Source organism: Streptomyces sp. NPDC012769 (genome assembly GCF_042901205.1).
Lineage (GTDB): Bacteria > Actinomycetota > Actinomycetes > Streptomycetales > Streptomycetaceae > Streptomyces.
In genome coordinates this window covers 62536-84636 of the sequence record NZ_JBIBCP010000007.1, presented here as the reverse complement: position 1 = coordinate 84636, position 22101 = coordinate 62536, and the positions used below count along the sequence as shown (strand labels likewise).

Below are 22101 nucleotides of genomic sequence, written 5' to 3'. Positions count from 1 at the left end.
CCCGCGCGGCCTGTCGACCGCCCCGCCCACCCCCGTGGGACGGGGCGGTCGGTCTATGCGGTCGGTCTATTCGGTCGGGTAGACCAGGTGCCAGGGCAGTACCTGGAAGTCACCCGTGCCGGCCCGCACCTTCTCGAAGGGCGCGGCGCTCAGGCAGGGCGGCACCTCCACGCTCGCGTCCCGCCCGACCCAGCTGTAGCCCAGCCGGTCGCGCTTCCCGTCGTCGTGCACGGAGATCCCGACCCGCTTCCCCCTGAGGGGCTCCAGATCGGTGTCGACGACGACGCCCGTCACCACGGCCACCTTCCCGCCGGTGGTGAGGCAGTCGACCTCGGCCACCGCGTAGCCGCCCTCGCCGTTCTTGTAGTGGCTGTAGCGGAAGGTGCCGGTCGCGGCCTGCGGGTCCATGGTGTCCTTCGCCGCCAGGTGCGCGTCGAAGGAGAAGGTGATGTCGTCGCCGGCCGGCCGGTAGAGCTTGGCGGTGCCGGTCAGCGCCGCCGCCTCGCGGTCGCCGCCCTTCCCGTCCCCCGAGGCGGTGGCGGAACCGGCCGCCCCCGCCGTGATCAACAGGGCGGCGGCCAGGGCGGCGATCTTCGTACGACGGTTCATGTCGACTGGTCCTTTCGGCAGGTCGTCCGGCTGTCTTCCGGACGACCACCACTCTTCCGCGCCGCCCGCGCCACGGCGTCGCGCCGGGGAACGGTCCCCGTCTCCGCCGCGCGGCGGGGGAGCCGTACACCCCCGGTCGGAGCCGTGCGCAACGAATCGCCGCCGCCGTCGAGAATCGCGCAACGGTTCGACGGTCGGTCCGCAACGCTCCCGCCTTGTCCCGACCGAGCGCGAAACCGTACCGTTTTTGACGTCTTCCCCCTCAACTCCGCCCCCCGAGGATCGCTCATGCCCGCGCTGCGCACCGCCCTGCTCCAGAGCTCCGGACAGCTCGGTGACGTGGCCGCCAATCTGAAGATCCTCGACGAGGCCGCGGCGCGGGCCGCCGACGCCGGTGCGCGCCTTCTGCTGGCCCCCGAGCTGTTCCTGACCGGCTACGCCATCGGCCCCGACCTCGCGCGGCTCGCCGAGCCCTCCGACGGCCCCTCCGCCCGCGCGGTCGCGGACATCGCCGCCCGCCACGGCCTGGCCGTCGGCTACGGCTACCCGGAGCGCGACACCGAGCGGCACGGCGTGCTGTACAACTCGGCTCAGCTCTTCGGCGCCGACGGCGCGGTGCTGGCGCACTACCGCAAGACCCACCTCTTCGGCGACTTCGAGGCGAAGTGGTTCACGCCCGGCGACGACGGTGTCGTCCAGGCGGAGCTCGACGGCCTCACCATCGGCCTGATGATCTGCTACGACGTCGAGTTCCCCGAGAACGTACGGGCGCAGGCGCTGGCCGGCACGGACCTCCTCCTCGTGCCGACCGCGCTGATGCACCCGGCCGAGATCGTCCCCGACTCCGTCGTCCCCGTGCGCGCCTTCGAGAACCAGCTCTACATCGCGTACGCCAACCGGACCGGCCCCGAGGGCGACTTCGAGTTCGTCGGCCTGTCCACCCTCGCCGCCCCCGACGGCACCGCCCGGGTCCGCGCCGGGCGCGGCGAGGACCTCGTGATCGGCGAGGTCGACCCCGACTTCCTGGCGGCCTCCCGGAAGGTCAACCCCTACCTCCGCGACCGCCGCCCCGGGCTCTACGGCTCCCTCGTCTGAGCCGGCCCGCCCCGCCCTCCCCCTGCCTCACCTGTTTCGTGCAAGGAGTCCGTACCCCATGACGTCCACGGTGCCCACCGCCGTCCAGCACACCGACGGTCAGCCGCCGATCACCATGTTCGGCCCGGACTTCCCGTACGCCTACGACGACTTCCTGGCCCACCCGGCCGGTCTCGGCCAGATACCCGCGACCGAGCACGGCACCGAGGTCGCCGTCATCGGCGGCGGGCTCTCCGGGATCATCGCCGCGTACGAGCTGATGAAGATGGGCCTGAAGCCCGTCGTCTACGAGGCCGACCAGATCGGCGGCCGGCTGCGCACCGTCGGCTTCGAGGGCACCGGCACGGACGGCCTGACCGCCGAGATGGGCGCGATGCGCTTCCCGCCGTCCTCCACGGCGCTGCAGCACTACATCGACCTGGTGGGCCTGAAGACCACGCCGTTCCCGAACCCGCTGGCCGAGTCCACCCCGTCGACCGTCGTCGACCTCAAGGGCGAGTCGCACTACGCCGAGACCGTCGACGACCTGCCGCAGGTCTACCGCGACGTGGCGAAGGCGTGGAACGACTGCCTGGAGGAGGGCGCCGACTTCTCCGACATGAACCAGGCCATGCGCGAGCGCGACGTGCCGCGCATCCGCGAGATCTGGGCCAAGCTCGTCGAGAAGCTCGACAACCAGACCTTCTACGGCTTCCTGTGCGACTCCGACGCCTTCAAGTCCTTCCGGCACCGGGAGATCTTCGGCCAGGTCGGCTTCGGCACCGGCGGCTGGGACACCGACTTCCCCAACTCCATCCTGGAGATCCTGCGGGTCGTCTACACCGAGGCCGACGACCACCACCGCGGCATCGTGGGCGGCTCCCAGCAGCTGCCGCTGCGCCTGTGGGAGCGCGAGCCGGAGAAGATCGTCCACTGGGCGCAGGGCACCTCGCTGTCCTCGCTGCACGACGGCACCCCCAAGCCGGCCGTCACGCGCCTGAACCGCACCGCCGGCAACCGGATCACCGTCACGGACGCCTCCGGTGACATCCGTACGTACCAGGCGGCGATCTTCACCGCGCAGTCCTGGATGCTGCTGTCCAAGATCGCGTGTGACGACTCGCTCTTCCCGATCGACCACTGGACGGCGATCGAGCGCACCCACTACATGGAGTCGTCCAAGCTCTTCGTGCCCGTCGACCGGCCGTTCTGGCTGGACAAGGACGAGGAGACCGGCCGGGACGTCATGTCGATGACGCTGACCGACCGGATGACCCGCGGCACCTACCTCCTGGACGACGGCCCGGACAAGCCGGCCGTCATCTGCCTCTCGTACACGTGGTGCGACGACAGCCTGAAGTGGCTGCCGCTGTCCGCGAACGAGCGGATGGAGGTCATGCTGAAGTCGCTCGGCGAGATCTACCCGAAGGTCGACATCCGGAAGCACATCATCGGCAACCCGGTGACGGTCTCCTGGGAGAACGAGCCCTACTTCATGGGCGCCTTCAAGGCCAACCTGCCGGGCCACTACCGCTACCAGCGCCGCCTGTTCACGCACTTCATGCAGGACCGGCTGCCCGAGGACAAGCGGGGCATCTTCCTCGCCGGCGACGACATCTCCTGGACGGCCGGCTGGGCCGAGGGCGCGGTGCAGACGGCGCTCAACGCGGTGTGGGGCGTGATGCACCACTTCGGCGGCGAGACCGACGCCACCAACCCGGGCCCGGGCGACGTGTACGACGAGATCGCCCCGGTCGAGCTGCCGGAGGACTGATCCGGGTCAGGGCCTGGTGAGGGGCGTGAGCATCATCCGCCCCACCAGGCCCACCGACCGGTCGAGGCGTTCGGTGAACTCCTCGGCCAGGTCGGGCAGCCGCCGCAGCTGCCACAGCGAGCGGGCGGCGAGCCAGGCCCCGTCGCGGGCCCGGTCCAGGCTCCAGCAGCCGAGCAGATGCGTCAGCGGGTCCGTGACCTCCAGGAGGTCCGGGCCCGGCATCAGTTCCTCCCGGATCCGCTCCTCCAGGAGGACCAGCACGTCGCCGACCCGGTGGAACTCGTCCTCCAGGTCGGCGGGCGCGCAGTCCAGGGTCCGGCAGGTGTCGACCACCGCGAGGGCCAGGTCGTGGCCGATGTGCGCGTTGATCCCGGCGAGCGCGAACTGGAGGGGCCGTACGCCGGGGTGGCGCCGGTAGTGGAAGAGCGGCCGCCAGCAGGCGGGGGCCGGACGGTCGGTGGCGACGGCGTCGACGACCGCGAGATAGCGCTCGGCGAACCGTACGTCGAGGGTGGCGGCGGCCTGCCGGTCGGCGAACGTGCCCGCCTCGATGGCCCGGCCGATCTCCTCGGTGACGGTCAGATAGACCCGGTTGAACACGGCGACCCCGTCCGAGGGGTGCCAGGCGGAACGGATGGCCCGCATCCGGTCCACCACGGGATCGACGGCCGTGAACGGCCCGAGCTCGATGTCCTGCTGCGCCATGTCCTGCGTCTGCGCCGTGGATGCCATGGGTGCAGCGTGGCAGCCGGAGAGCCGGACGGAAGGATTCCGCCGCCCGGCTTCCCCAGATCGGGCGAATCGGTTACGGCTTGGCGGCGGGTTCCTGGCCGTCCGTGGTCTCGTACGAGCTGGTGCCGGCGTCGAGCAGGGGCTCCTGCTGCTTCATGTGGGCCGGGGCGAAGGCGCGCAGCACGTGGTAGCCGGTGATGACGACGAGGGTGCCGAGCGCGATGCCGCCGAGCTCGAAGGTGTCGGTGAAGGTGAGCTTCACCCCGCCGACGCCGATGATGATGCCGGCCGCGGCGGGCACCAGGTTGAGCGGGTTGCGCAGGTCGACCCCGGCGTTGATCCAGATCTGCGCGCCGAGCAGGCCGATCATGCCGTACAGGATCACGGTGATGCCGCCGAGCACGCCGCCGGGGATGGCGGCGACGACCGCGCCGAACTTGGGGCACAGGCCGAAGAGCAGCGCGAAGCCGGCCGCGGCCCAGTAGGCGGCGGTGGAGTAGACGCGGGTGGCGGCCATGACGCCGATGTTCTCGGAGTACGTGGTGTTCGGCGGGCCGCCCACGGCGGTGGACAGCACGGAGGCGGCGCCGTCGGCGGCGATCGCGGTGCCGAGCCTGTCGTCCAGCGGGTCGCCGGTCATCTCGCCGACGGCCTTGACGTGTCCGGCGTTCTCGGCGATCAGCGCGATGACCACGGGCAGCGCCACCAGGATCGCGGACCACTCGAAGCTCGGTCCGTGGAAGGAGGGCAGGCCGATCCAGTCGGCCTTGCCGACGCCGGACAGGTCCAGTCGCCAGTGGTCGGTGACCTGGCCGCTCGGGGACATCGAGTGGATCCTGCCGAAGACCAGGTCGAAGACCCAGGAGATGCCGTAGCCGAAGATCAGGCCGAGGAAGATCGCGATCCGCGACCAGAAGCCGCGCAGCGCGACCACGGCCAGACCGGTGAACAGCATCACCAGCAGCGCCGTCCACTGGTCCTGCGGCCAGTACGTGGAGGCGGTGACCGGGGCCAGGTTGAAGCCGATCAGCATGACCACCGCGCCGGTGACGACCGGCGGCATGGCCGCGTGGATGATCCGCGCGCCGAACCTCGCGACCGCGAGACCGGCGAGGAAGAGCACCACGCCGACCACGAGCACCGCGCCGGTGACGGTGGCGCTGTCGCCGCCGGAGGCCCGGATCGCGGCGGCGACGCCCACGAAGGAGAGCGAGCAGCCCAGGTAGGACGGGACCGTGCCGCGGGTCGCGAGCAGGAAGATCACGGTGGCGACACCGGACATCATGATCGCGAGGTTCGGGTCGAGGCCCATGAGGACCGGAGCCACGAACGAGGCGCCGAACATCGCCACCACGTGCTGGGCGCCGAGACCGACCGTACGGGGCCAGGAGAGGCGTTCGTCCGGACGGACGACGGCTCCGGGGGCGGGTGTCCTCCCGTCGCCGTGCAGGGTCCAGCGCACGCCGAGGCTCATGTGGTCGCTCCAGTTCTCAAGGGGATTCCGGTGGCTCCGGTCCCGTCGTGCCGGGGCCGGGAGCGGGACCGAAAAAGATCAGCCACATGGTAGTGCGCCGCCGGTCAGCGGACCCCGTCCGAGGCACCGACCTTCGTCGTCCCGGCCGGGGCCCGGCCGCCCGACCGCAGCACGCCCGCCCCCAGGACGAGCCCGAACGTCAGCAGCGTGACCAGGCCGAAGGAGAAGACCAGCGAGGTGGCGTCGGCGATCCCGCCGATCGCCGACGGGGCGATGAGGCCCGAGGTGTACGTGATGGTGGCGACGCCCGCGATGGCCTGGCTCGGGTTCGGGCCGCTGCGCCCCGCGGCGGCGAACGCCAGCGGGACGACGACCGCGACGCCGAGCCCGATGAGTCCGAAACCGGTCAGCGCGAGGGCCGCGTGCGGGGCGAACACCACGAGGAGCCCGCCCAGGGTGGCGGCCAGGCCTCCCACGCGTACCGTCCGCACCGCGCCGAAGCGGTCCACCACCCGGTCGCCGACGAGGCGTGCCACGGCCATGGTGAGGGCGAAGGCGGTGGTGGACGCCGCGGCCAGACCGGCCGACGTGCCCAGCTCGTCCCTGAGGTAGACGGCCGACCAGTCCAGGCTGGCGCCCTCCGCGAACACCCCGCAGAAGCCGATGGCGCCGATGACCAGCGCCGACTTCGGGGGCAGCGAGAAGCGCGGCGGCGCCTCCTCCTCGGGCGCGCTCTGCAGGTCGAGCACGCCCTGGCAGCAGACGAGCCCGATCACGGTCAGGACCAGGGCGGCGATCAGATGGTGCAGCCGGGCGTCGCCGCCGAGGTGGGCGGCGACGGTGCCGGCCGCGGAGCCGATCAGGGCACCGGCGCTCCACATGCCGTGGAGGCTGGACATGATCGAGCGGCCGAGCCGGTTCTCGGTCTCGACGCCGAGCGCGTTCATGGCCACGTCGGACATGCCGGCGGCGGCGCCGTAGACGAAGAGGGCCGCGCACAGTCCGTAGATGTTCGGCGCGAGGGACGGCAGGATCAGCGACAGGGTCCACAGCGTGAGCAGGCCGCGCAGCGCGGTACGGGCGCCGAAGCGGTGGCTGATCGCGCCGGCCAGCGGCATCGCGAGCGAGGCGCCGATCGCCGGGAAGGCGAGGGCGAGACCCAGCTGGCCCGGGCTGACGCCCGCGTGGTCCTGGATCCAGGGGATGCGGGTGGCGAAGCTGCCCGTGACCGCGCCGTGGACGCAGAAGACGGCGGCGACGGCGAACCGGGCCCGGCGCAGCCGTTCGGTGCTGAAGACGGTCTCCGCCGCCATGGTCCCTCCCTTGGGTCGTGGTCTCGGCGTAAACTATCAGGAACCCTGCCTGATAAATAGTGGGCCGAGGGGAACGGAAGTCCGAGTCCGTCTGAGAGGATCGCCGCATGGCCGCATCCCCGAGCACCGCGCGGGCCATCAACGACCGGCTCGCCCTGCGACTGCTCCAGGCCGAGGGCCCGTTGACGGCGACCCAGCTCAAGACGCTCACCGGACTGTCCCGCCCCACCGTCGCCGACCTCGTCGAGCGGCTCCGGGACTCCGGGCTCGTCCATGTCGTCGGCGAGAGCGGCGCCGAGCGCCGCGGCCCCAACGCCAAGCTGTACGGGATCGTCGCCGACCGCGCCCATCTCGCCGCCCTCGACGTGCGCACCCGCTCCGTCACCGTCGTGGTCGCCGACCTCCTCGGCACCACCCTCGCCGAGGCGTCCCTGCCGATCGACGAGGGCGCCGCACCCGGACCGGCCGCCGACCGGGCCGTCGCCCTCCTCGAACGCACCGCGGCCGAGGCCGGCGCCGCCCGGCTGCACAGCGTGGCCGTCGGCGCCCCCGGCCTCATCGACCCGGCCACCCGGGAGCTGCGGGACACCGCCCAGCTCCCCGAATGGCACCGGCGCCTGATCGCCGCCCTCCAGGAACGACTGCCCGCCGCCGTCCTGGTGGAGAACGAGGTCAACCTCGCCGCCGTCGCCGAACTGCGCGAGGGCGCCGCCCGCCAGGACCGCGACACCTTCGTGCTGCTCTGGCTCGGCCAGGGGGTGGGCGCGGCGATCGTCCTGGACGGGCGGCTGCGCCGCGGGGCCTCCGGGGGAGCGGGCGAGATCGGCTTCCTGCCGGTGCCGGGCACCTCCGGGCTGCCCTCCGCCCACGGCTGTGACGGCGGCTTCGACGAGCTGGCCTGCGCCGCCGCGGTCGCCGCCCTCGCCCGCACCCACGGCCTCGACCCCGCCACCGCCCTGGAATCCGGCCACGCCCCCTTCCTCGACGCCCTCGCCGACCGGCTCGCCATCGGCGCGGCCGCCGTCGCGGCCGTCCTCGACCCCGGCTGCGTCGTCCTCGCGGGCGAGACCGGCCACCGTGGCGGCCCCGGCCTCGCCGCCCGCGTGGAGGCCCGCCTCGCCGAGCTGTCCCCGCTGCGCACCGAGGTCCGCGCCACCACCCTCGGCGACGCCGCCATCCTGCGCGGCGCGCTCCTGACCGCCCGCGACGCGGCGCAGGACGCCCTCTTCCCGTAAGGGGGGCGGGCCCGGGAAACGCGACCGCGCCGCGCTCCGGACAGGGGAGCGCGGCGCGGGCGGGGGAGGCCCGGCGGCGGCCAAGGGCCGTGAGACCACCGCCGGGGGTTCTCGGGTCGTGTCGATCAGCAGGCGCCCTGGTCCCTCCAGACGCCCCACTCGCCGGTCGTGCCCGGCTCCTCGTTCTGGGTCCACCACTGGGCCTTCCAGGTGCGGCCCTTGTGGGAGACCAGGTTCCCCGCGTTGTAGACCGTGCCCGCCACGTACGCCGGCGCGGTGCAGGTGCCACCCGTGGGCGTGGGGGTCGGGGTCGGCCCGGTGGGGGTGGGCGTCGGACCGGTCGGGGTCGGCGTCGGGGTGGGCGTCGGGGTCGAGCCGCCCGGCTCGACGACCGTCGTGCCGCGGGCCAGGTCGCCGGCGAGCGCGTACGTCGTGCCGCTGATGTTCACCGTCCAGTTCGACGGGGTCGAGACCGGCAGGTAGTAGTTGAACGCCAGGTCGACACTCGCGCCCGGGGCCAGCGACTGCCAGGCCGGCAGCTTCAGCGAGACCCGGTGGAAGTCGCCCTTCAGGCCGCCCACGTTGCCGCCCGTGTGGTCGCTGCTGATCACCTTCGTACCGAAGCCGGACTGGTCGGAGGCGTTGCCCGGGGCGGCGGTCGCGTAGTCGAACTGGAACTCGGTGCCGCCCGGCAGCGCCGTCTTGGTGTTGTTGGTGATCTTGATCTTGGGGGTGATCGGGTAGTTGGAGTCGCCGAGCTTGAACTCGGTGAACTCCACGCCCACGTTCACCGCCTGGGCCGGCAGCGCCTTGTTCGACTTCTTGGCGCCGTACGGGGTGGCCGCCTTGAACTTGTCGTACATCAGGGAGGTGAGCGTGTCACCCATCTCGTACTGACCCTTGGCGGCGTTCCAGTCGTAGTCGCCGGCCATCTCCCAGACCATCGTGCCGCCGATGCCGCGGCTGACGACGTAGTCCGCCTTGGCGGCCACCGACTGCTCGTCCTCGGTGGAGAGGAAGACCTTCTTCTGGGCGTTCCACAGCCACGGCGCGACCAGCGTGGAGTCGTACTTGCGGGCGTAGGTGCCGGTGAGCGTGGTGTTCGCGGGGAAGCCGTACTTCGTGACGTAGTCGCCGACGATCCCCTTCTCCAGGTTCTTGGCGTGCCACATCGGGTTGGAACCGGCGGGCGACTCCTGCCCGCTGGTGTCCTTGTCGTGCCACAGGTTGTCGATGCCGACGGCGCCGTCACCGCACTTGGTCAGGCCGGCGCCGGCCGGGCAGCTGGTCGCTGCGGCCTTGCCCCACAGACCGTCGGTGCCGCCCTGCACGTTCTTGTGGCCGCGGGTGTAGTAGGGCAGGCCGATGTTGATCCGGCCGGCCGGCATCGAGCCGCGGAAGTAGTGGTACGCCCAGTCGGTGTTGAGGTAGCCGATGCCGCCGTACTGGGAGGAGCCGTAGACGTTCGCGGCCGCCAGCTCGCCGTCCTTGCCGTCGTCGAAGAGCGAGGCGTTCGGGCCGACGTACTCGTTCCAGGCGCCGTGCAGGTCGTAGGACATGATGTTGACGTAGTCCAGGTACTTCTGCACCTGGAAGGTCTCCATGCCGCGCAGCAGGTAGCCGGAGGAGGGCGCGGCGACGGTCAGCAGGTAGTGCTTCCCGTCGGCGGCACCGGCCCGGTCGAGCTTCTCGCGCAGGGACTTCATCAGGGCGGCGTAGCCCTGGACGAGGCCGGCGCGGCGCGCGTTGGCGAGCTGCCAGTCGAGCGGGTTGCCGGCGTCCTTCATCGTCGTGGGGTACTCGTAGTCGATGTCGACGCCGTTGAAGCCGTACTTCCGGATGAAGTCGACGGCCGAGTTCGCGAACGTGTCGATCCCGGCCTGGTTGACCGACCCGTCGGCGTTGGTCGCCATGGAGTAGAAGCCGCCCGAGTTCACCCGGGTGCCCTTGTCGTCGAAGTAGCCGCCGGTCTCCGCCCAGCCGCCGACCGAGATCAGCGTCTTCACGTCGGGGTGCTGCTTCTTGAACTTGTTGAGCAGGTTGAAGTGGCCCTTGTAGGCGTACGCCGGGTCCATCTCCGCGCCCGCGACACCGGGCCAGGTCATCCCGGTGGCCGCGTTGTCCGGACCGTCGGTGCCCACGGACAGCTTGTTGTCGCCGCCGACGTGCCCGAAGGCGTAGTTGATGTGGGTGATCTTGTCCCAGGGAATGTCCTTGGCGAGGTAGGCGGGCTCGCCGTTCCTGCCGGTGCGCCAGCCGGTGAAGTAGCCGATCACCCGGCGCTGGTGGTCCGCGCCCATCTTCTCGCGGCCCTCGGTGTCGTAGACCGAGCAGTACGGGACGTCGACGCCGGGGGTCTTGTAGAGGCCGTCGGGGCGACAGGACTCGTTGTCGGCGGCGTACGAGACGCCGCCGGAGGCGAGGGAGCTGATCAGCAGTCCGGCGACGGCGGCGCCGGAAGCGAGCAGCGACGCCCTCTTCTTCGTGGGGGACAACACGGTCGGTTCCTCCAGGGGGAGGTCGGCAGAGCACAACAACGAACAAGGGGGTGGATCGTGTTGGGCCCGTGGAGTGCGCACGCCGGCGGGCCGTACCTCGGAGGTGACTCGGAGATTAAGAGGACTAGACCAGTGCGTCAATAGGTCTGGACCAACGAGGAATTCGGGAGAGGTCTCCAGGCGTGGGGTGTGACAGGGGCATGGCGCTTTGTGAGCCAGCCCACAGGGCTTCACCCGCATGGCCGCTCCCCGGCCGTGGCACACTGGCCCTGTATCAGCAGCAGCGCACTCCGGGGTCGGTGTAATTCCGAACCGGCGGTATAGTCCGCGACCCGTCCGCAGCCAGCGGCCGGTTGACCAGGTGAGATTCCTGGACCGACGGTGAAAGTCCGGATGGGAGGCAGTGCGCGGCGGGCGACCCTTTCCAGGGGTGTGCCGGCCGTACGTCCGCTGGTCGCCGTCTCGGCACGAGTGCCGCACCGGCGTACCGGGGACTGAAGGCCCACGCACCCCCTGCGCGAGCCGTCGTACCCGCTCTCTGTCGTCATCGACAGGCCCCGGAGTCCGTGCCCGAAGAGGCAGGAGGACCCGGTGGCCCAGCAGGCCGACATCACCGCCATGCGACGCGCGATCGCGCTCGCCGCCCGCGGTCTCGGCTCCACCAGCCCCAACCCCGTCGTCGGCTGCGTCATCACCGACGCCTCCGGCCACCAGGTCGGCGAGGGCTGGCACCGGCGCGCCGGCGGCCCGCACGCCGAGGTCCACGCCCTGCGCGAGGCCGGCGTCCTGGCCCGCGGCGGCACCGCCTACGTCACCCTCGAACCCTGCAACCACACCGGCCGCACCGGCCCCTGCGCCCAGGCCCTGATCGAGGCCGGGATCGCCCGTGTCGTCTACGCCGTCGGCGACCCGAACCCGCAGGCCACGGGCGGTGCCGACACCCTCGGCGCGGCCGGCGTCGAGGTGACGCAGGGCCTCCTCCAGGACGAGGCCGAGGCCGGCAACATCGCCTGGCTCACCTCCGTCCGCCAGGGCCGCCCCTTCGTCCGCTGGAAGTACGCCGCCACCCTCGACGGCCGGATCGCCGCCGCCGACGGCACCTCCCGCTGGATCAGCTCTGCCGAGTCCCGCGCCGACGTCCACCGGCTGCGCGCCGAGTCCGACGCCGTCGTCGTCGGCTCCGGCACCGCCCGCGCCGACGACCCGCACCTCGCCGTCCGGGGCACCGCGGCGGCCGAGGAGATCGTCCAGCCGCTGCGGGTCGTCGTCGACACCGACGCCACCGCCGTGCAGCCCGGCGCCCGCGTCCTGGACGACGCCGCGCCCACCCTGATCGCGATCGCCGAGGACGCCGGGACGACCCTCGCGAGCGAGCAGGTCGTACGCCTCCCCAGGGACGGCCGCGGCCTGTCCGTGCCGGCCCTCCTCGCCGCCCTGTACGACCGCGGCGTCCGCTCCGTCCTCCTGGAGGGCGGCCCCACCCTCGCCGGCGCCTTCGTCGCCGCCGGCGCCGTCGACCAGGTCGTCGGCTACCTCGCCCCCGTCCTCCTCGGCGCCGGCCCGCACGCGCTGGCCGACGCCGGCATCACCACCATCGCCGACGCGCTGCGGCTCGACATCACCGAGACCACGCCCGTCGGACCCGACCTCCGCATCACCGCGACCCTCACCTCCAAGGGAGCCTGACCGTGTTCACCGGAATCGTCGAAGAGCTGGGCGAGGTCGTCGCCGTCGAGCGACTGGCGGACGCCTCCCGCTTCCGCCTGCGCGGCCCCCTGGTCACCGAGGGCGCCCAGCACGGCGACTCGATCGCCGTCAACGGCGTCTGCCTCACGGTGGTCGAGTTCGGTGACGGGGAGTTCACTGCCGACGTCATGGCCGAGACCCTCAAGCGGTCCTCGCTCGGCGCCCTGGAGGTCGGCTCCCGGGTCAACCTGGAGCGGCCCATGGCCGTCGGCGGGCACCTCGGCGGCCACATCGTCCAGGGACACGTCGACGGCACCGGCACCGTCCTGGAGCGGACCCCCTCCGAGCACTGGGAGATCGTCAAGGTCGGCCTGCCCGCCCCGCTCGCCCGCTACATCGTCGAGAAGGGCTCCATCACCGTCGACGGCGTCAGCCTCACCGTCGTCGAGGTCGGCGACGACTGGTTCACCATCAGCCTCATCCCCACCACCCTCGCCCTGACCACGCTCGGCATCAAGCAGCCCGGCGACCCGGTCAACCTCGAGGTGGACGTCATCGCCAAGTACGTCGAGCGGCTGCTCGGCCCGAACGCACAGGAGAACGTCAAGTGAACTGGCTCAACTCCGAGGCGTTCACCGTCTTCGGTCAGCACATCATGTGGTCCGACATGATCGGCAACACGATCGGTCTGATCGCCCTGGCCCTCGGCTGGCGCCGCTCCATCCTCACCTGGCCCGCCCAGCTGCTCTCCGGCGTCATCCTCGTCGGCGCCTACGCCTCCGCCCACCTCTCCGGCGGCGTCGGCAAGCAGCTCCTCGTCATCGCCGTGGCCGCCTGGGGCTGGTGGCAGTGGAACCGAGGCCGGCAGCAGGCCCAGGACGGCTCCATCGCCGTCCGCTTCGCCACCTGGAAGGAGCGCGGACTGCTCCTCGCCGGCGCCGTCCTCGGCACCCTCGCCGTCGGCGGACTGTTCACCCTCTACCCGTCGCTCTCCTGGAGCCCCTGGGCCGACGCGTACATCTTCGTCGGCACCCTCGTCGCGATGGTCGCCCAGGCCCGCGGCCTGGTCGAGTTCTGGTTCGCCTGGCTCCTCGTCGACCTCGTCGGCGTCCCCCTCGCCTTCAACAGCGGCCTCGCCTTCTCCGGCCTGGTCTACGTCATCTACTTCGCCCTCGTCATCTGGGGCATGCGCGACTGGTGGCTCCGGACGCGCACCGCTCCGGCCCTGGAAGGAGCAGCGGCATGAGCACGGCACCCCTTCTGTTCGACGCCACCGACCTCGCCCTCGACCCCGTCGAGCAGGCCATCCGCGACATCGCCGCGGGCCGCCCCGTCGTCGTGGTCGACGACGAGGACCGCGAGAACGAGGGCGACCTCGTCATCGCCGCGGAGATGGCCACCCCCGAGGTCATCGCCTTCATGATGAGCGAGTGCCGCGGCCTGATCTGCGCACCCATGGAGAACGACGAGCTGGAGCGCCTCCAGCTCCCGCAGATGGTCGAGCACAACACCGAGTCGATGCGGACCGCCTTCACCGTCTCCGTCGACGCGGCCCCCGCCCACGGCGTCACCACCGGCATCTCCGCCGCCGACCGCGCCACCACCCTGCGGATGCTGGCGAGCGGCGAATACGAGCCCTCCGACTTCGTCCGGCCGGGCCACATCTTCCCGCTGCGCGCCAAGGAAGGCGGCGTCCTGGTCCGCAACGGCCACACCGAGGCGGCGGTGGACCTCGCCCGCCTCGCGGGTCTGCGCCCGGCCGGCGCGATCGTCGAGATCGCCGGCGAGGACGGCGTCATGCTGCGGCTGCCGGAGCTGATCCCGTTCGCCCGCAAGCACGGCCTGACGATCATCTCCATCGAGGACCTGATCGCCTACCGCCGCTCCGCCGAGCCGACCGTCCGCCGCGAGGCCGAGGTCCACCTGCCCACGGCGCACGGCGAGTTCACCGCGTACGGCTACCGCTCCACCGTCGACGGCGTCGAGCACGTCGCCCTCGTCCACGGCGAGATCGGCGACGGCCGGGACGTTCTGGTCCGGGTCCACTCCGAGTGCCTGACCGGCGACGTCTTCCACTCGCTGCGCTGCGACTGCGGCCCCCAGCTCCAGGCCTCCATGGACCGCATCACCGAGGCCGGCCGCGGCGTCGTCGTCTATCTGCGCGGCCACGAGGGTCGTGGCATCGGACTGCTGTCCAAGCTGCGCGCGTACGAGCTCCAGGAGCGCGGCCGCGACACCCTCGACGCCAACCTGGAGCTCGGGCTGCCCGCCGACGCCCGCGACTACGCGGCCGGCGCGCAGATCCTCGCCGACCTCGGCGTCCGCGGTGTGCGGCTGATGACCAACAACCCGGACAAGATCGACGCCCTCACCCGCCACGGCCTCGACGTCGAGGGCCGCGAGCCCATGCCCGTCACGGCGGGCGAGCACAACCTCCGCTACCTGCGCACCAAGCGCGACCGGATGGGCCACGACCTGCCCTGGCTGGACGGCTCCCCGGCCGCCACCTGCGGCAACCAGTAAGTCACCCGTACACAAGTCACCCGAGCAGGACCAAGGAGAGACATGAGCGGCAAGGGCGCACCCGTCCTCAGCGTGAAGAACTGCGGCGACCTCCGCGTCGCGGTCGTCGCGGCCCAGTGGCACGAGAAGATCATGGACGGCCTCGTCGACGGCGCCCTGCGCGCCCTGAGCGAGCTCGGCATCGAGGAGCCCACCCTGCTGCGCGTCCCCGGCAGCTTCGAGCTCCCGGTCGTGGCGAAGGTGCTCGCCGGTCGCGGCTACGATGCCATCGTGGCGCTCGGCGTCGTCATCCGCGGCGGAACGCCGCACTTCGAGTACGTGTGCCAGGGCGTCACCCACGGCCTCACCCAGGTCTCGATCGACACCGGCGTACCCGTCGGATTCGGCGTCCTGACCGTCGACAACGAGGAGCAGGCCCTGGACCGGGCCGGCCTGGAAGGCTCCAGCGAGGACAAGGGCCACGAGGCCGTCACCGCCGCCGTCGCCACCGCGACCACGCTGCGGACGGTCAGCGAACCCTGGCGCTGAGTGCAGATCCCCACCCCGTACTCTTAGGACATCATGGCGAACGAAACCCGCAAGAGCTTCGAAGAGCTCTTCGCCGAGCTCAAGCTCAAGGCCGAGACCGGCGACCCGGCGACCTCCCGCACCGCGGAACTGGTCGGCAAGGGCGTCCATGCCATCGGCAAGAAGGTCGTCGAGGAGGCCGCCGAGGTCTGGATGGCCGCCGAGTACGAGGGCAGGGAAGCCGCCGCCGAGGAGATCTCGCAGCTGCTGTACCACGTCCAGGTGATGATGGTCGCCCGCGGGATCTCCCTCGACGACGTCTACGCCCACCTCTGATTCTTTCCCCTTACGTCACCAACCTCTGAGGCAAAGGAAGCCCACCCCATGCTGCGCATCGCCGTCCCCAACAAGGGTTCACTCTCCGGACCTGCGATGGAGATGCTCCATGAGGCGGGCTACCGGCAGCGCAAGGAGTCCAAGGAGCTCGTCACCGTCGACCCGGACAACGAGGTGGAGTTCTTCTACCTCCGTCCCAAGGACATCGCGATCTACGTGGCGTCCGGCCGGCTCGACATCGGCATCACCGGCCGCGACCTGCTCCTCGACTCCGGCGCCAACGCCGAGGAGATCCTGCCGCTGAACTTCGGCCGCTCCACCTTCCGCTACGCCACCCGGCCCGGCACCGCGAGCGGCCCCGAGGACTTCCACGGGATGACGATCGCCACCTCCTACGAGGGCATCGTCGCCAAGCACCTCGCCGAGCAGGGCGTCGACGCCTCCGTCGTCCACCTCGACGGCGCCGTCGAGACCGCGATCCAGCTGGGCGTCGCCGAGATCATCGCGGACGTCGTCGAGACCGGCACCAGCCTGCGCAACGCCGGCCTGGAGGTCATCGGCGAGCCGATCCTCACCTCCGAGGCCGTCGTCGTACGCCGCACCGGCGCCCCGACCGACGACCCGAAGGTCCAGCAGTTCCTGCGCCGCCTCCAGGGCGTCCTCGTCGCCCGCAGCTACGTGATGATGGACTACGACTGCCGCGCCGAGCACCTGGAGCAGGCCGTCGCCCTCACCCCGGGCCTCGAGTCGCCCACCGTCTCGCCGCTGCACAACGAGGGCTGGGTCGCCGTCCGCGCCATGGTCCCCGCCAAGGAGGCGCAGAAGGTCATGGACGACCTCTACGAGCTGGGCGCCCGGGCGATCCTGACCACGGCCATCCACGCCTGCCGCCTCTGACCCCGCCGCCTGCTCGCACCTGCATCGCCAGGCCCGCACTGCTCGCACCGCACTGCTAGGAACGCCATGTCCGACGCCACCGCCCCCGCCCTCCCGGTCACCTTCCGGCCCGGCCGCACCCGGGCGGTGCTGCTGACCGTCGGGACGGTGATGTTCGTGGTCATCACCGTGGTCGCGCTGATGCTGGAGCGGCTCAACCCGGGGGAGCGGGTCAGCTTCGTCTTCACCGCCGCGCTCTTCCTCGGCGTCCTGGTGATGCTCAGCCGCCCCAAGGTCGTCGCCGACCAGGAGGGGGTGACGGTCGTCAACATCACCCGGACACGCCGACTGGCATGGGCGGAGATCCTCCGGGTCAACCTGCGCCCCGGCGACCCCTGGGTCTTCCTCGACCTGAGCGACGGCACCAGCCTGCCGGCCCTCGGCATCCAGCCGGGAATCGCCAAGCAGCAGGCCATCAGGGACGCCCGCGCGCTGCGGGCCCTCGCCGAGAGCCGGGGCACCGGCGCCGAGTCGGCCGGGGCGGCCTGAGCCCCCGGACCGTCCCCCGTTCGTCCCCCATACGGGGCCGACCCCCTGCCCGCGACGGCACGGGCGTGATTACTCTTGTGGCGGTGGTGCCGAGTGGCACCACCGCCTCGCGTATGTGCAGGGCCGCCGCCGGCGGCCCGCGAGGCAGCCCTTCGACCCGAGGAGTGACTCCCTCCGGCAATGGACGGATCGTCCGGTAGTACCTGCGCCGCCCTCTTCCCCGAGGCGGCGGCATGATCGTCTCCCTGCTGCTGCTCGCCGCGGCCTTTCTCCTGATCCTCGCCAACGGCTTCTTCGTGGCCGCCGAGTTCGGCCTCGTGACCGTGGAACGCGCCGACGCCGAGCGCGCCGCCGCCGAAGGCGACCGCCGGGCGCGCACCGTCGTCAGGGCGCTGCGCGAGCTGTCCTTCCAGCTCTCCGGCACCCAGCTCGGCATCACCCTCACCTCGCTGGTCACCGGCATGCTCGCCGAGCCCGCGCTCGCCGGGCTGCTCGACGGGCCGCTCACCGCGACCGGACTGCCCGCGGGCGCCGTCTCCGGCATCGCCGTGATCGTGGGCATGCTGCTGGCGTCGGCCGTGCAGATGGTCGTCGGCGAACTCGTGCCCAAGAACTGGGCGGTCTCCCGGCCGCTCCAGGTGGCCCGGTTCGTCGCCGGACCGCAGCATGTCTTCGCCACGCTGTTCCGGCCCGTGATCACCCTCCTGAACACCGTCGCCAACCGGATCGTCCGGCTGTTCGGCGTCGAACCGGCGGACGAGCTCGACTCGGTCCGCACCCCGGGCGAGCTCGTCGCCCTCGCCCGCCACTCCGCCCGGGCCGGCGCCCTCGAACAGGACACCGCCGACCTCTTCGTACGGACCCTGTCCTTCGGCGGGCTGACCGCCGAGCAGCTCATGACCCCGCGGGTCAAGGTGAGCGCCCTGCAGTCGGACGCCACCGCGGCCGACGTCGTCAACCTCACCCGGGCCACCGGCCTGTCCCGGTTCCCCGTCTACCGCGAGCGGATCGACGAGATCGTCGGCATGGTCCATCTCAAGGACGCCCTCGCCGTCGTGCCGCACGAGCGGCATCGCGTGCCCGTGGGCCGGATCGCCGTCCCGCCGCTGCTCGTCCCCGAGTCGCTGCCGGCCCGGACGCTCCTGGAGCGGCTGCGCCGCGAGCAGCCGATCGCGGTCGTCGTCGACGAGTACGGCGGCACCGCCGGGGTCGTCACCCTGGAGGACATCGTCGAGGAGCTCGTCGGCGAGGTCCGCGACGAGCACGACACCGCCGCCGACGAACGGCCGGAACTGGCCGCCCTGCCCTCCGAGGACGGCTCGCAGGTCTGGGAGGCCGACGGCTCCTGCCGGGTGCACACCCTGCACCGGATAGGCCTCGACGTGCCCGAAGGGCCGTACGAGACGGTCGCCGGGCTCGTCGCCGATCTGCTCGGGCGCATCCCCGCCCCGGGCGACCGTGCCGAACTCCCCGGCTGGCGGCTCTCCGTGCGCCAGGTCGACCGCTACCGCGCCGAACGGGTGCGGATCATGCGCACCGCCCAGGTGCCGGTCGCGGCGGAGGCGGCCCGATGAGTCTGCTTCCCCTGCTCTTCGCCCTCCTGCTCGTCCTCGCCAACGGCTTCTTCGTCGGCGCCGAGTTCGCCCTGGTGTCCGTGCGGCGCAGCCAGATCGAGCCGCTGGGCGGCAAACGGGCCCGCCAGGTCCTGTACGGGCTCGAGAACCTGCCGCAGATGATGGCCGCCGCCCAGTTCGGCATCACCGTCTGCTCGCTGACGCTCGGCGCGGTCGCCGAGCCGACCGTGGCCCGGCTGCTCGAACCGGTCTTCCACGCCGTGGGTGTGCCGGAGGGCCTGATCCATCCCCTCGGGTACGTGCTCGCGCTCGCCGCGGTGGTCTTCCTCCACCTGGTGATCGGCGAGATGGTCCCGAAGAACCTGGCCATGGCCGCCCCCGAGCGGACCGCGCTGTGGCTCGGCCCCGCCCTGGTCGGCTTCGCCCGGCTCTGCCGGCCGGTGACCCGCGCACTGGGCGCCTGTGCCCGGGTGGTGCTGCGGGCCTTCCGGGTCGAGCCCAAGGACGAGGTGGAGGCGGTCTTCACCAGCACCCAGCTCGGCCGGCTCGTCGAGGACGCCGGTCAGGCCGGACTGCTCGACCCGGCCGAGCAGGAGCGGCTGGAGGACGCCCTGGAACTGGGCACCCGCCCGGTGACGGACGTCCTCATCCCCTCGGCCTCCCTGGTGACGGTCTCCCCGTCCGTCACCCCGCGCCAGATCGAGGAACTCACGGTCCGGACCGGCTACTCCCGCTTCCCGGTGTGTGCCGAGGGCCGGGGCGGCACCTTCATGGGCTTCGTGCACGTGAAGGACGTCCTGGACCTGGAGGACGGGGAGCGGGCGGTGCCCCAGCAGATCTGGCGGCCGATGGCCACGCTGCGGGCCGAGCTGCCGCTGGACGACGCCCTCACGGTGATGCGCCGGGCCGCGACCCATCTGGCCCAGGTCGCGGACGCCTCCGGCCGGGTGCTGGGTCTCGTGGCCCTGGAGGACGTTCTGGAGACCCTGGTCGGCGAGGTCCGTGACCCGGCGCACCGGGTGGTGTCGCCGCCGCGGCCTCCGAGGCCGGAGCAGGTGCTGGCGAGCTGAGGCGTGAGGCCCGGGTCGGATCTCGGATCCAATATCCGAATATCGGATCCGAGATGTCGGATGTTGGATCCGGGATATTGGATCCGAGATGTCGGATGTTGGATCCGGGATATTGGATCCGAGATGTCGGATGTTGGATCCGGGATATTGGATCCGAGATGTCGGATGTCGGATCCAACATCCTGGATCCGGTCAGATCCCCGGCGGTTCCTGCGGGCCGCGGTTCGTCGGACCGCGGCCCGACAGCACCTCCCCGTACGCCTGCATCAGGTCCGGCAGCCGCAGCGTGGCGAGGTCCTCGCGGCTCGGGGTGCTGGGGTAACCCGAGAGCCGCAGATCGCGGTAGGCGCAGGACTTCTCGTACAGGGTCCGCAGAAAGCGGCCGTTGCCGAGCTCGTCGATCCAGCCCTGTTCGACGACGTGCGCGCTGATGGAGCGCAGCTCGTCGAGGGCCTCCTCGTCCCAGCCGTCCCCGTTGGCGGCGGCGAGCACCTCGCCGATCGCCGTGAGCTCTCGCGGGCGGTACGAGGGGAAGTCGACCCGGGTCGTGAACCGGGAGGAGAGCCCCGGGTTGGTGGCGAGGAGCCGGTCCATCCCCTCCGGGTAGCCGGCCAGGATCACCACCAGGTGGTCGCGGTTGTCCTCGGCGCGCTTGAGGAGGACCTGGAGGGCTTCGTCGCCGTAGGCGTCGCCCTTGCTGTAGCCGGTGTTGGAGAGCGAATAGGCCTCGTCGACGAAGAGCACCCCGCCGACCGCGGAGTCGATCAGCTCGTTCGCCTTGACGGCGGTCTGGCCCAGGAACTCGCCGACCAGATCGGCCCGCTGGGCCTCCACCAGATGGTCCCCTCCGAGCAGCCCGAGGGCGTAGAAGACCCGGCCGAGGATGCGGGCCACGGTGGTCTTCCCGGTGCCGGAGGGACCGGAGAACACAAAGTGACGTTTCGGCGGCTGGACCGGAAGCCCCTGCCCCGCCCGCAGCCGGGCCATCTCCAGCTGCGCCGACAGCGCCTTCACCTGCCGTTTGACCGGCTCCATGCCGACCATCCGTTCCAGCTCCGCGAGTGCCTCGGCGAGCAGCGCCGGGTCGGTCGGGCTGGCCGGGAAGCGGGGCGGCACCGGCTGGGGCGGGACCGCCGCCTTCTGGCGCACCGCCTCCGGCGGCACCGCGGGCGCCGGCGGCGGTACGGCCTCGGGTTTCAGGAGCAGGCCGTCGCCGGCCGGGACCTCGGGGTCGGCGCGCTCGCCGTCCACCGTGTCCTGGCCGAGGCCGCCGTACATCGCCGGGGCGAGTCCCATCGGGTCATCCGGCCCGTCGAAGCCGTCGTACTCGGCGATGGCGGTGAGCCGCGCCGCCGTGTCCATGAAGGCCGGGTCGATCCGGTGCACCGCCCGGTACAGGGGCAGCGCGGCGGCGGTGCGGCCGGTGCCCTCGTGCGCCCTGGCCAGCCAGTAGCGCAGCTCCTTGCGCTGGGGCTGCTCGCTGCGGCAGCGCATGAGCGCCGTCGCGAGCAGCGGCTCGGCCTGGCCGTACATCTCCAGACGCACCCGCGCCATGCCTCCGAAGAGCCCCGCCTCGATGCCGAGCAGCGGATCGTCGACCAGCGGCTCGGTGTGCCGCACCAGCTGCTCCCAGTCCTTGACCAGGTACGAGCGGCAGGCGTGCAGGAAGCGGACCTGGGGGTCGGTGTCGACCGGCGGGAGGCCGGCGAGCGCCCGGTCGAGCTCCGGCACATGGCGTCCGTCGAGCCAGTGCGAGGCGTGCGCGAGCAGCAGATCACGCGGGCTCTCGAGCACCGGTTGCACCCACCAGCCCAGCCAGTACCAGGAGTTCAGGTTCCTGCGGTGCCGGGCGCGCTGTTCGCCGAACCGCTCGCGGTGGCGGTACATCCGCAGCAGGGCGGTGGTGGTGTCCACCCGCAGCGCGTGCAGACCGAGCCAGCCGTCGGCCATGCCGGGGTCGATGCGTACCGCCGTACGGAACTCCTCCTCGGCCTGCGGATAGGCGCCCATCGTGTAGGCGTCGACTCCGCGCAGCCAGGCGAGCTCGGCGGGGGCATGCGTGCCCTGTGTGCCGAAGTCCATTCGGGTCCCCCACAACCGTCTACACGTGGACGGGAATTGACCGCACCGAGGGGCATCGTACCTGCGCAGGGGGTGCGTGATGAGGGAGAAGGAGGCGATCAATCGTGATCGACGCGATCCGCCGGAGGCACGGCGATCGTGACCCTCGGTGATGATCGGGGCGGAACGAAGCCCCCGATCACGGGGGAA

19 protein-coding genes and 1 riboswitch are annotated in these 22101 nt (G+C 71.8%); of the genes, 13 read left to right on the top strand and 6 right to left on the bottom strand.

From position 1 onward, the window contains the following. Positions 1–66: 66 nt before the first annotated feature. Complete coding sequence (locus tag ACFY7C_RS31560) at positions 67–609, bottom strand: Repetin (RefSeq protein WP_389657167.1); 543 nt, start codon at positions 607–609, stop codon at positions 67–69. A gap of 288 nt (positions 610–897) precedes the next feature. Here ACFY7C_RS31560 and ACFY7C_RS31555 point away from each other — a divergent pair, with 288 nt between their 5' ends. Beyond that, positions 898–1704: a carbon-nitrogen hydrolase family protein gene (locus ACFY7C_RS31555; protein ID WP_389657164.1), complete on the top strand. Its 807-nt coding sequence runs from the start codon at positions 898–900 to the stop codon at positions 1702–1704. Positions 1705–1762: 58 nt separating this feature from the next. Beyond that, the gene (locus ACFY7C_RS31550; protein ID WP_389657161.1) at positions 1763–3457 is read left to right on the top strand and encodes a flavin monoamine oxidase family protein; all 1695 of its coding nucleotides are present in this window, start codon (positions 1763–1765) and stop codon (positions 3455–3457) included. 6 nt (positions 3458–3463) lie between these two features. On the opposite strand, the gene ACFY7C_RS31545 is transcribed toward ACFY7C_RS31550, so the two are convergent. From ACFY7C_RS31545 to ACFY7C_RS31535, 3 genes are all read right to left on the bottom strand, one after another. Further along, the gene (locus ACFY7C_RS31545; RefSeq protein WP_389657158.1) at positions 3464–4189 is read right to left on the bottom strand and encodes a DUF5995 family protein; all 726 of its coding nucleotides are present in this window, start codon (positions 4187–4189) and stop codon (positions 3464–3466) included. A gap of 73 nt (positions 4190–4262) precedes the next feature. Next, positions 4263–5663 carry a uracil-xanthine permease family protein gene (locus ACFY7C_RS31540; RefSeq protein WP_389657155.1) on the bottom strand — a complete coding sequence of 467 codons (1401 nt, stop codon included), beginning with the start codon at positions 5661–5663 and terminating at the stop codon, positions 4263–4265. A gap of 104 nt (positions 5664–5767) precedes the next feature. Continuing rightward, positions 5768–6976: an MFS transporter gene (locus ACFY7C_RS31535; RefSeq protein WP_389657152.1), complete on the bottom strand. Its 1209-nt coding sequence runs from the start codon at positions 6974–6976 to the stop codon at positions 5768–5770. A gap of 107 nt (positions 6977–7083) precedes the next feature. Here ACFY7C_RS31535 and ACFY7C_RS31530 point away from each other — a divergent pair, with 107 nt between their 5' ends. Next, positions 7084–8211 (top strand): ROK family transcriptional regulator, encoded by a 1128-nt coding sequence (locus tag ACFY7C_RS31530; RefSeq protein ID WP_389657148.1) that lies wholly within the window; start codon positions 7084–7086, stop codon positions 8209–8211. Between the two features lie 125 nt (positions 8212–8336). On the opposite strand, the gene ACFY7C_RS31525 is transcribed toward ACFY7C_RS31530, so the two are convergent. Continuing rightward, positions 8337–10709 (bottom strand): chitinase C-terminal domain-containing protein, encoded by a 2373-nt coding sequence (locus ACFY7C_RS31525; protein ID WP_389657145.1) that lies wholly within the window; start codon positions 10707–10709, stop codon positions 8337–8339. Between the two features lie 281 nt (positions 10710–10990). Continuing rightward, a riboswitch (FMN riboswitch) is annotated at positions 10991–11120 on the top strand. A gap of 180 nt (positions 11121–11300) precedes the next feature. Between ACFY7C_RS31525 and ribD the strand changes: the two genes are divergently transcribed. From ribD to ACFY7C_RS31475, 10 genes are all read left to right on the top strand, one after another. After that, the gene (gene ribD, locus ACFY7C_RS31520; protein ID WP_389657142.1) at positions 11301–12395 is read left to right on the top strand and encodes a bifunctional diaminohydroxyphosphoribosylaminopyrimidine deaminase/5-amino-6-(5-phosphoribosylamino)uracil reductase RibD; all 1095 of its coding nucleotides are present in this window, start codon (positions 11301–11303) and stop codon (positions 12393–12395) included. A 2-nt stretch (positions 12396–12397) separates the two neighbouring features. Further along, positions 12398–13006, top strand: a complete 609-nt coding sequence (locus ACFY7C_RS31515; protein ID WP_389657139.1) for a riboflavin synthase — start codon at positions 12398–12400, stop codon at positions 13004–13006. Between the two features lie 44 nt (positions 13007–13050). Next, positions 13051–13641, top strand: a complete 591-nt coding sequence (locus ACFY7C_RS31510) for a nicotinamide riboside transporter PnuC (protein WP_389658125.1) — start codon at positions 13051–13053, stop codon at positions 13639–13641. Continuing rightward, positions 13638–14918: a bifunctional 3,4-dihydroxy-2-butanone-4-phosphate synthase/GTP cyclohydrolase II gene (locus tag ACFY7C_RS31505; RefSeq protein ID WP_389657136.1), complete on the top strand. Its 1281-nt coding sequence runs from the start codon at positions 13638–13640 to the stop codon at positions 14916–14918. Before ACFY7C_RS31510 ends, ACFY7C_RS31505 begins: the two co-directional genes overlap by 4 nt. A gap of 42 nt (positions 14919–14960) precedes the next feature. Then, positions 14961–15446, top strand: a complete 486-nt coding sequence (gene ribH, locus ACFY7C_RS31500) for a 6,7-dimethyl-8-ribityllumazine synthase (protein ID WP_356701769.1) — start codon at positions 14961–14963, stop codon at positions 15444–15446. A gap of 33 nt (positions 15447–15479) precedes the next feature. Then, positions 15480–15761 carry a phosphoribosyl-ATP diphosphatase gene (locus tag ACFY7C_RS31495; protein WP_389657133.1) on the top strand — a complete coding sequence of 94 codons (282 nt, stop codon included), beginning with the start codon at positions 15480–15482 and terminating at the stop codon, positions 15759–15761. Between the two features lie 48 nt (positions 15762–15809). Continuing rightward, positions 15810–16658: an ATP phosphoribosyltransferase gene (gene hisG / locus ACFY7C_RS31490; RefSeq protein ID WP_389657130.1), complete on the top strand. Its 849-nt coding sequence runs from the start codon at positions 15810–15812 to the stop codon at positions 16656–16658. Positions 16659–16724: 66 nt separating this feature from the next. Then, positions 16725–17186 carry a PH domain-containing protein gene (locus ACFY7C_RS31485; protein ID WP_389657126.1) on the top strand — a complete coding sequence of 154 codons (462 nt, stop codon included), beginning with the start codon at positions 16725–16727 and terminating at the stop codon, positions 17184–17186. A gap of 233 nt (positions 17187–17419) precedes the next feature. Beyond that, a complete protein-coding gene (locus ACFY7C_RS31480; RefSeq protein WP_389657123.1) occupies positions 17420–18760 on the top strand; it encodes a hemolysin family protein in 1341 nt (446 codons plus the stop codon). Further along, a complete protein-coding gene (locus tag ACFY7C_RS31475; RefSeq protein WP_389657120.1) occupies positions 18757–19830 on the top strand; it encodes a hemolysin family protein in 1074 nt (357 codons plus the stop codon). Before ACFY7C_RS31480 ends, ACFY7C_RS31475 begins: the two co-directional genes overlap by 4 nt. A 192-nt stretch (positions 19831–20022) precedes the next feature. Here ACFY7C_RS31475 and ACFY7C_RS31470 read toward each other — a convergent pair whose 3' ends face one another. Continuing rightward, on the bottom strand, positions 20023–21912 hold the full coding sequence (locus ACFY7C_RS31470) for an AAA family ATPase (RefSeq protein WP_389657117.1): 1890 nt from the start codon (positions 21910–21912) through the stop codon (positions 20023–20025). Between the last annotated feature and the right edge of the window lie 189 nt (positions 21913–22101).

Bases quoted from the DNA above. Each gene is read 5' to 3' on its own strand.
- ACFY7C_RS31475 (WP_389657120.1), top strand. From the start codon at position 18,757: ATGAGTCTGCTTCCCCTGCTCTTCGCCCTCCTGCTCGTCCTCGCCAAC.
- ACFY7C_RS31560 (WP_389657167.1), bottom strand. From the start codon at position 609: ATGAACCGTCGTACGAAGATCGCCGCCCTGGCCGCCGCCCTGTTGATC.
- ribH (WP_356701769.1), top strand. From the start codon at position 14,961: ATGAGCGGCAAGGGCGCACCCGTCCTCAGCGTGAAGAACTGCGGCGAC.
- ACFY7C_RS31480 (WP_389657123.1), top strand. From the start codon at position 17,420: ATGATCGTCTCCCTGCTGCTGCTCGCCGCGGCCTTTCTCCTGATCCTC.
- ACFY7C_RS31540 (WP_389657155.1), bottom strand. From the start codon at position 5,663: ATGAGCCTCGGCGTGCGCTGGACCCTGCACGGCGACGGGAGGACACCC.
- ACFY7C_RS31550 (WP_389657161.1), top strand. From the start codon at position 1,763: ATGACGTCCACGGTGCCCACCGCCGTCCAGCACACCGACGGTCAGCCG.
- ACFY7C_RS31530 (WP_389657148.1), top strand. From the start codon at position 7,084: ATGGCCGCATCCCCGAGCACCGCGCGGGCCATCAACGACCGGCTCGCC.
- ACFY7C_RS31555 (WP_389657164.1), top strand. From the start codon at position 898: ATGCCCGCGCTGCGCACCGCCCTGCTCCAGAGCTCCGGACAGCTCGGT.
- ACFY7C_RS31485 (WP_389657126.1), top strand. From the start codon at position 16,725: ATGTCCGACGCCACCGCCCCCGCCCTCCCGGTCACCTTCCGGCCCGGC.
- ACFY7C_RS31535 (WP_389657152.1), bottom strand. From the start codon at position 6,976: ATGGCGGCGGAGACCGTCTTCAGCACCGAACGGCTGCGCCGGGCCCGG.
- ACFY7C_RS31545 (WP_389657158.1), bottom strand. From the start codon at position 4,189: ATGGCATCCACGGCGCAGACGCAGGACATGGCGCAGCAGGACATCGAG.
- hisG (WP_389657130.1), top strand. From the start codon at position 15,810: ATGCTGCGCATCGCCGTCCCCAACAAGGGTTCACTCTCCGGACCTGCG.
- ACFY7C_RS31495 (WP_389657133.1), top strand. From the start codon at position 15,480: ATGGCGAACGAAACCCGCAAGAGCTTCGAAGAGCTCTTCGCCGAGCTC.
- ACFY7C_RS31505 (WP_389657136.1), top strand. From the start codon at position 13,638: ATGAGCACGGCACCCCTTCTGTTCGACGCCACCGACCTCGCCCTCGAC.
- ACFY7C_RS31510 (WP_389658125.1), top strand. From the start codon at position 13,051: ATGTGGTCCGACATGATCGGCAACACGATCGGTCTGATCGCCCTGGCC.
- ACFY7C_RS31470 (WP_389657117.1), bottom strand. From the start codon at position 21,912: ATGGACTTCGGCACACAGGGCACGCATGCCCCCGCCGAGCTCGCCTGG.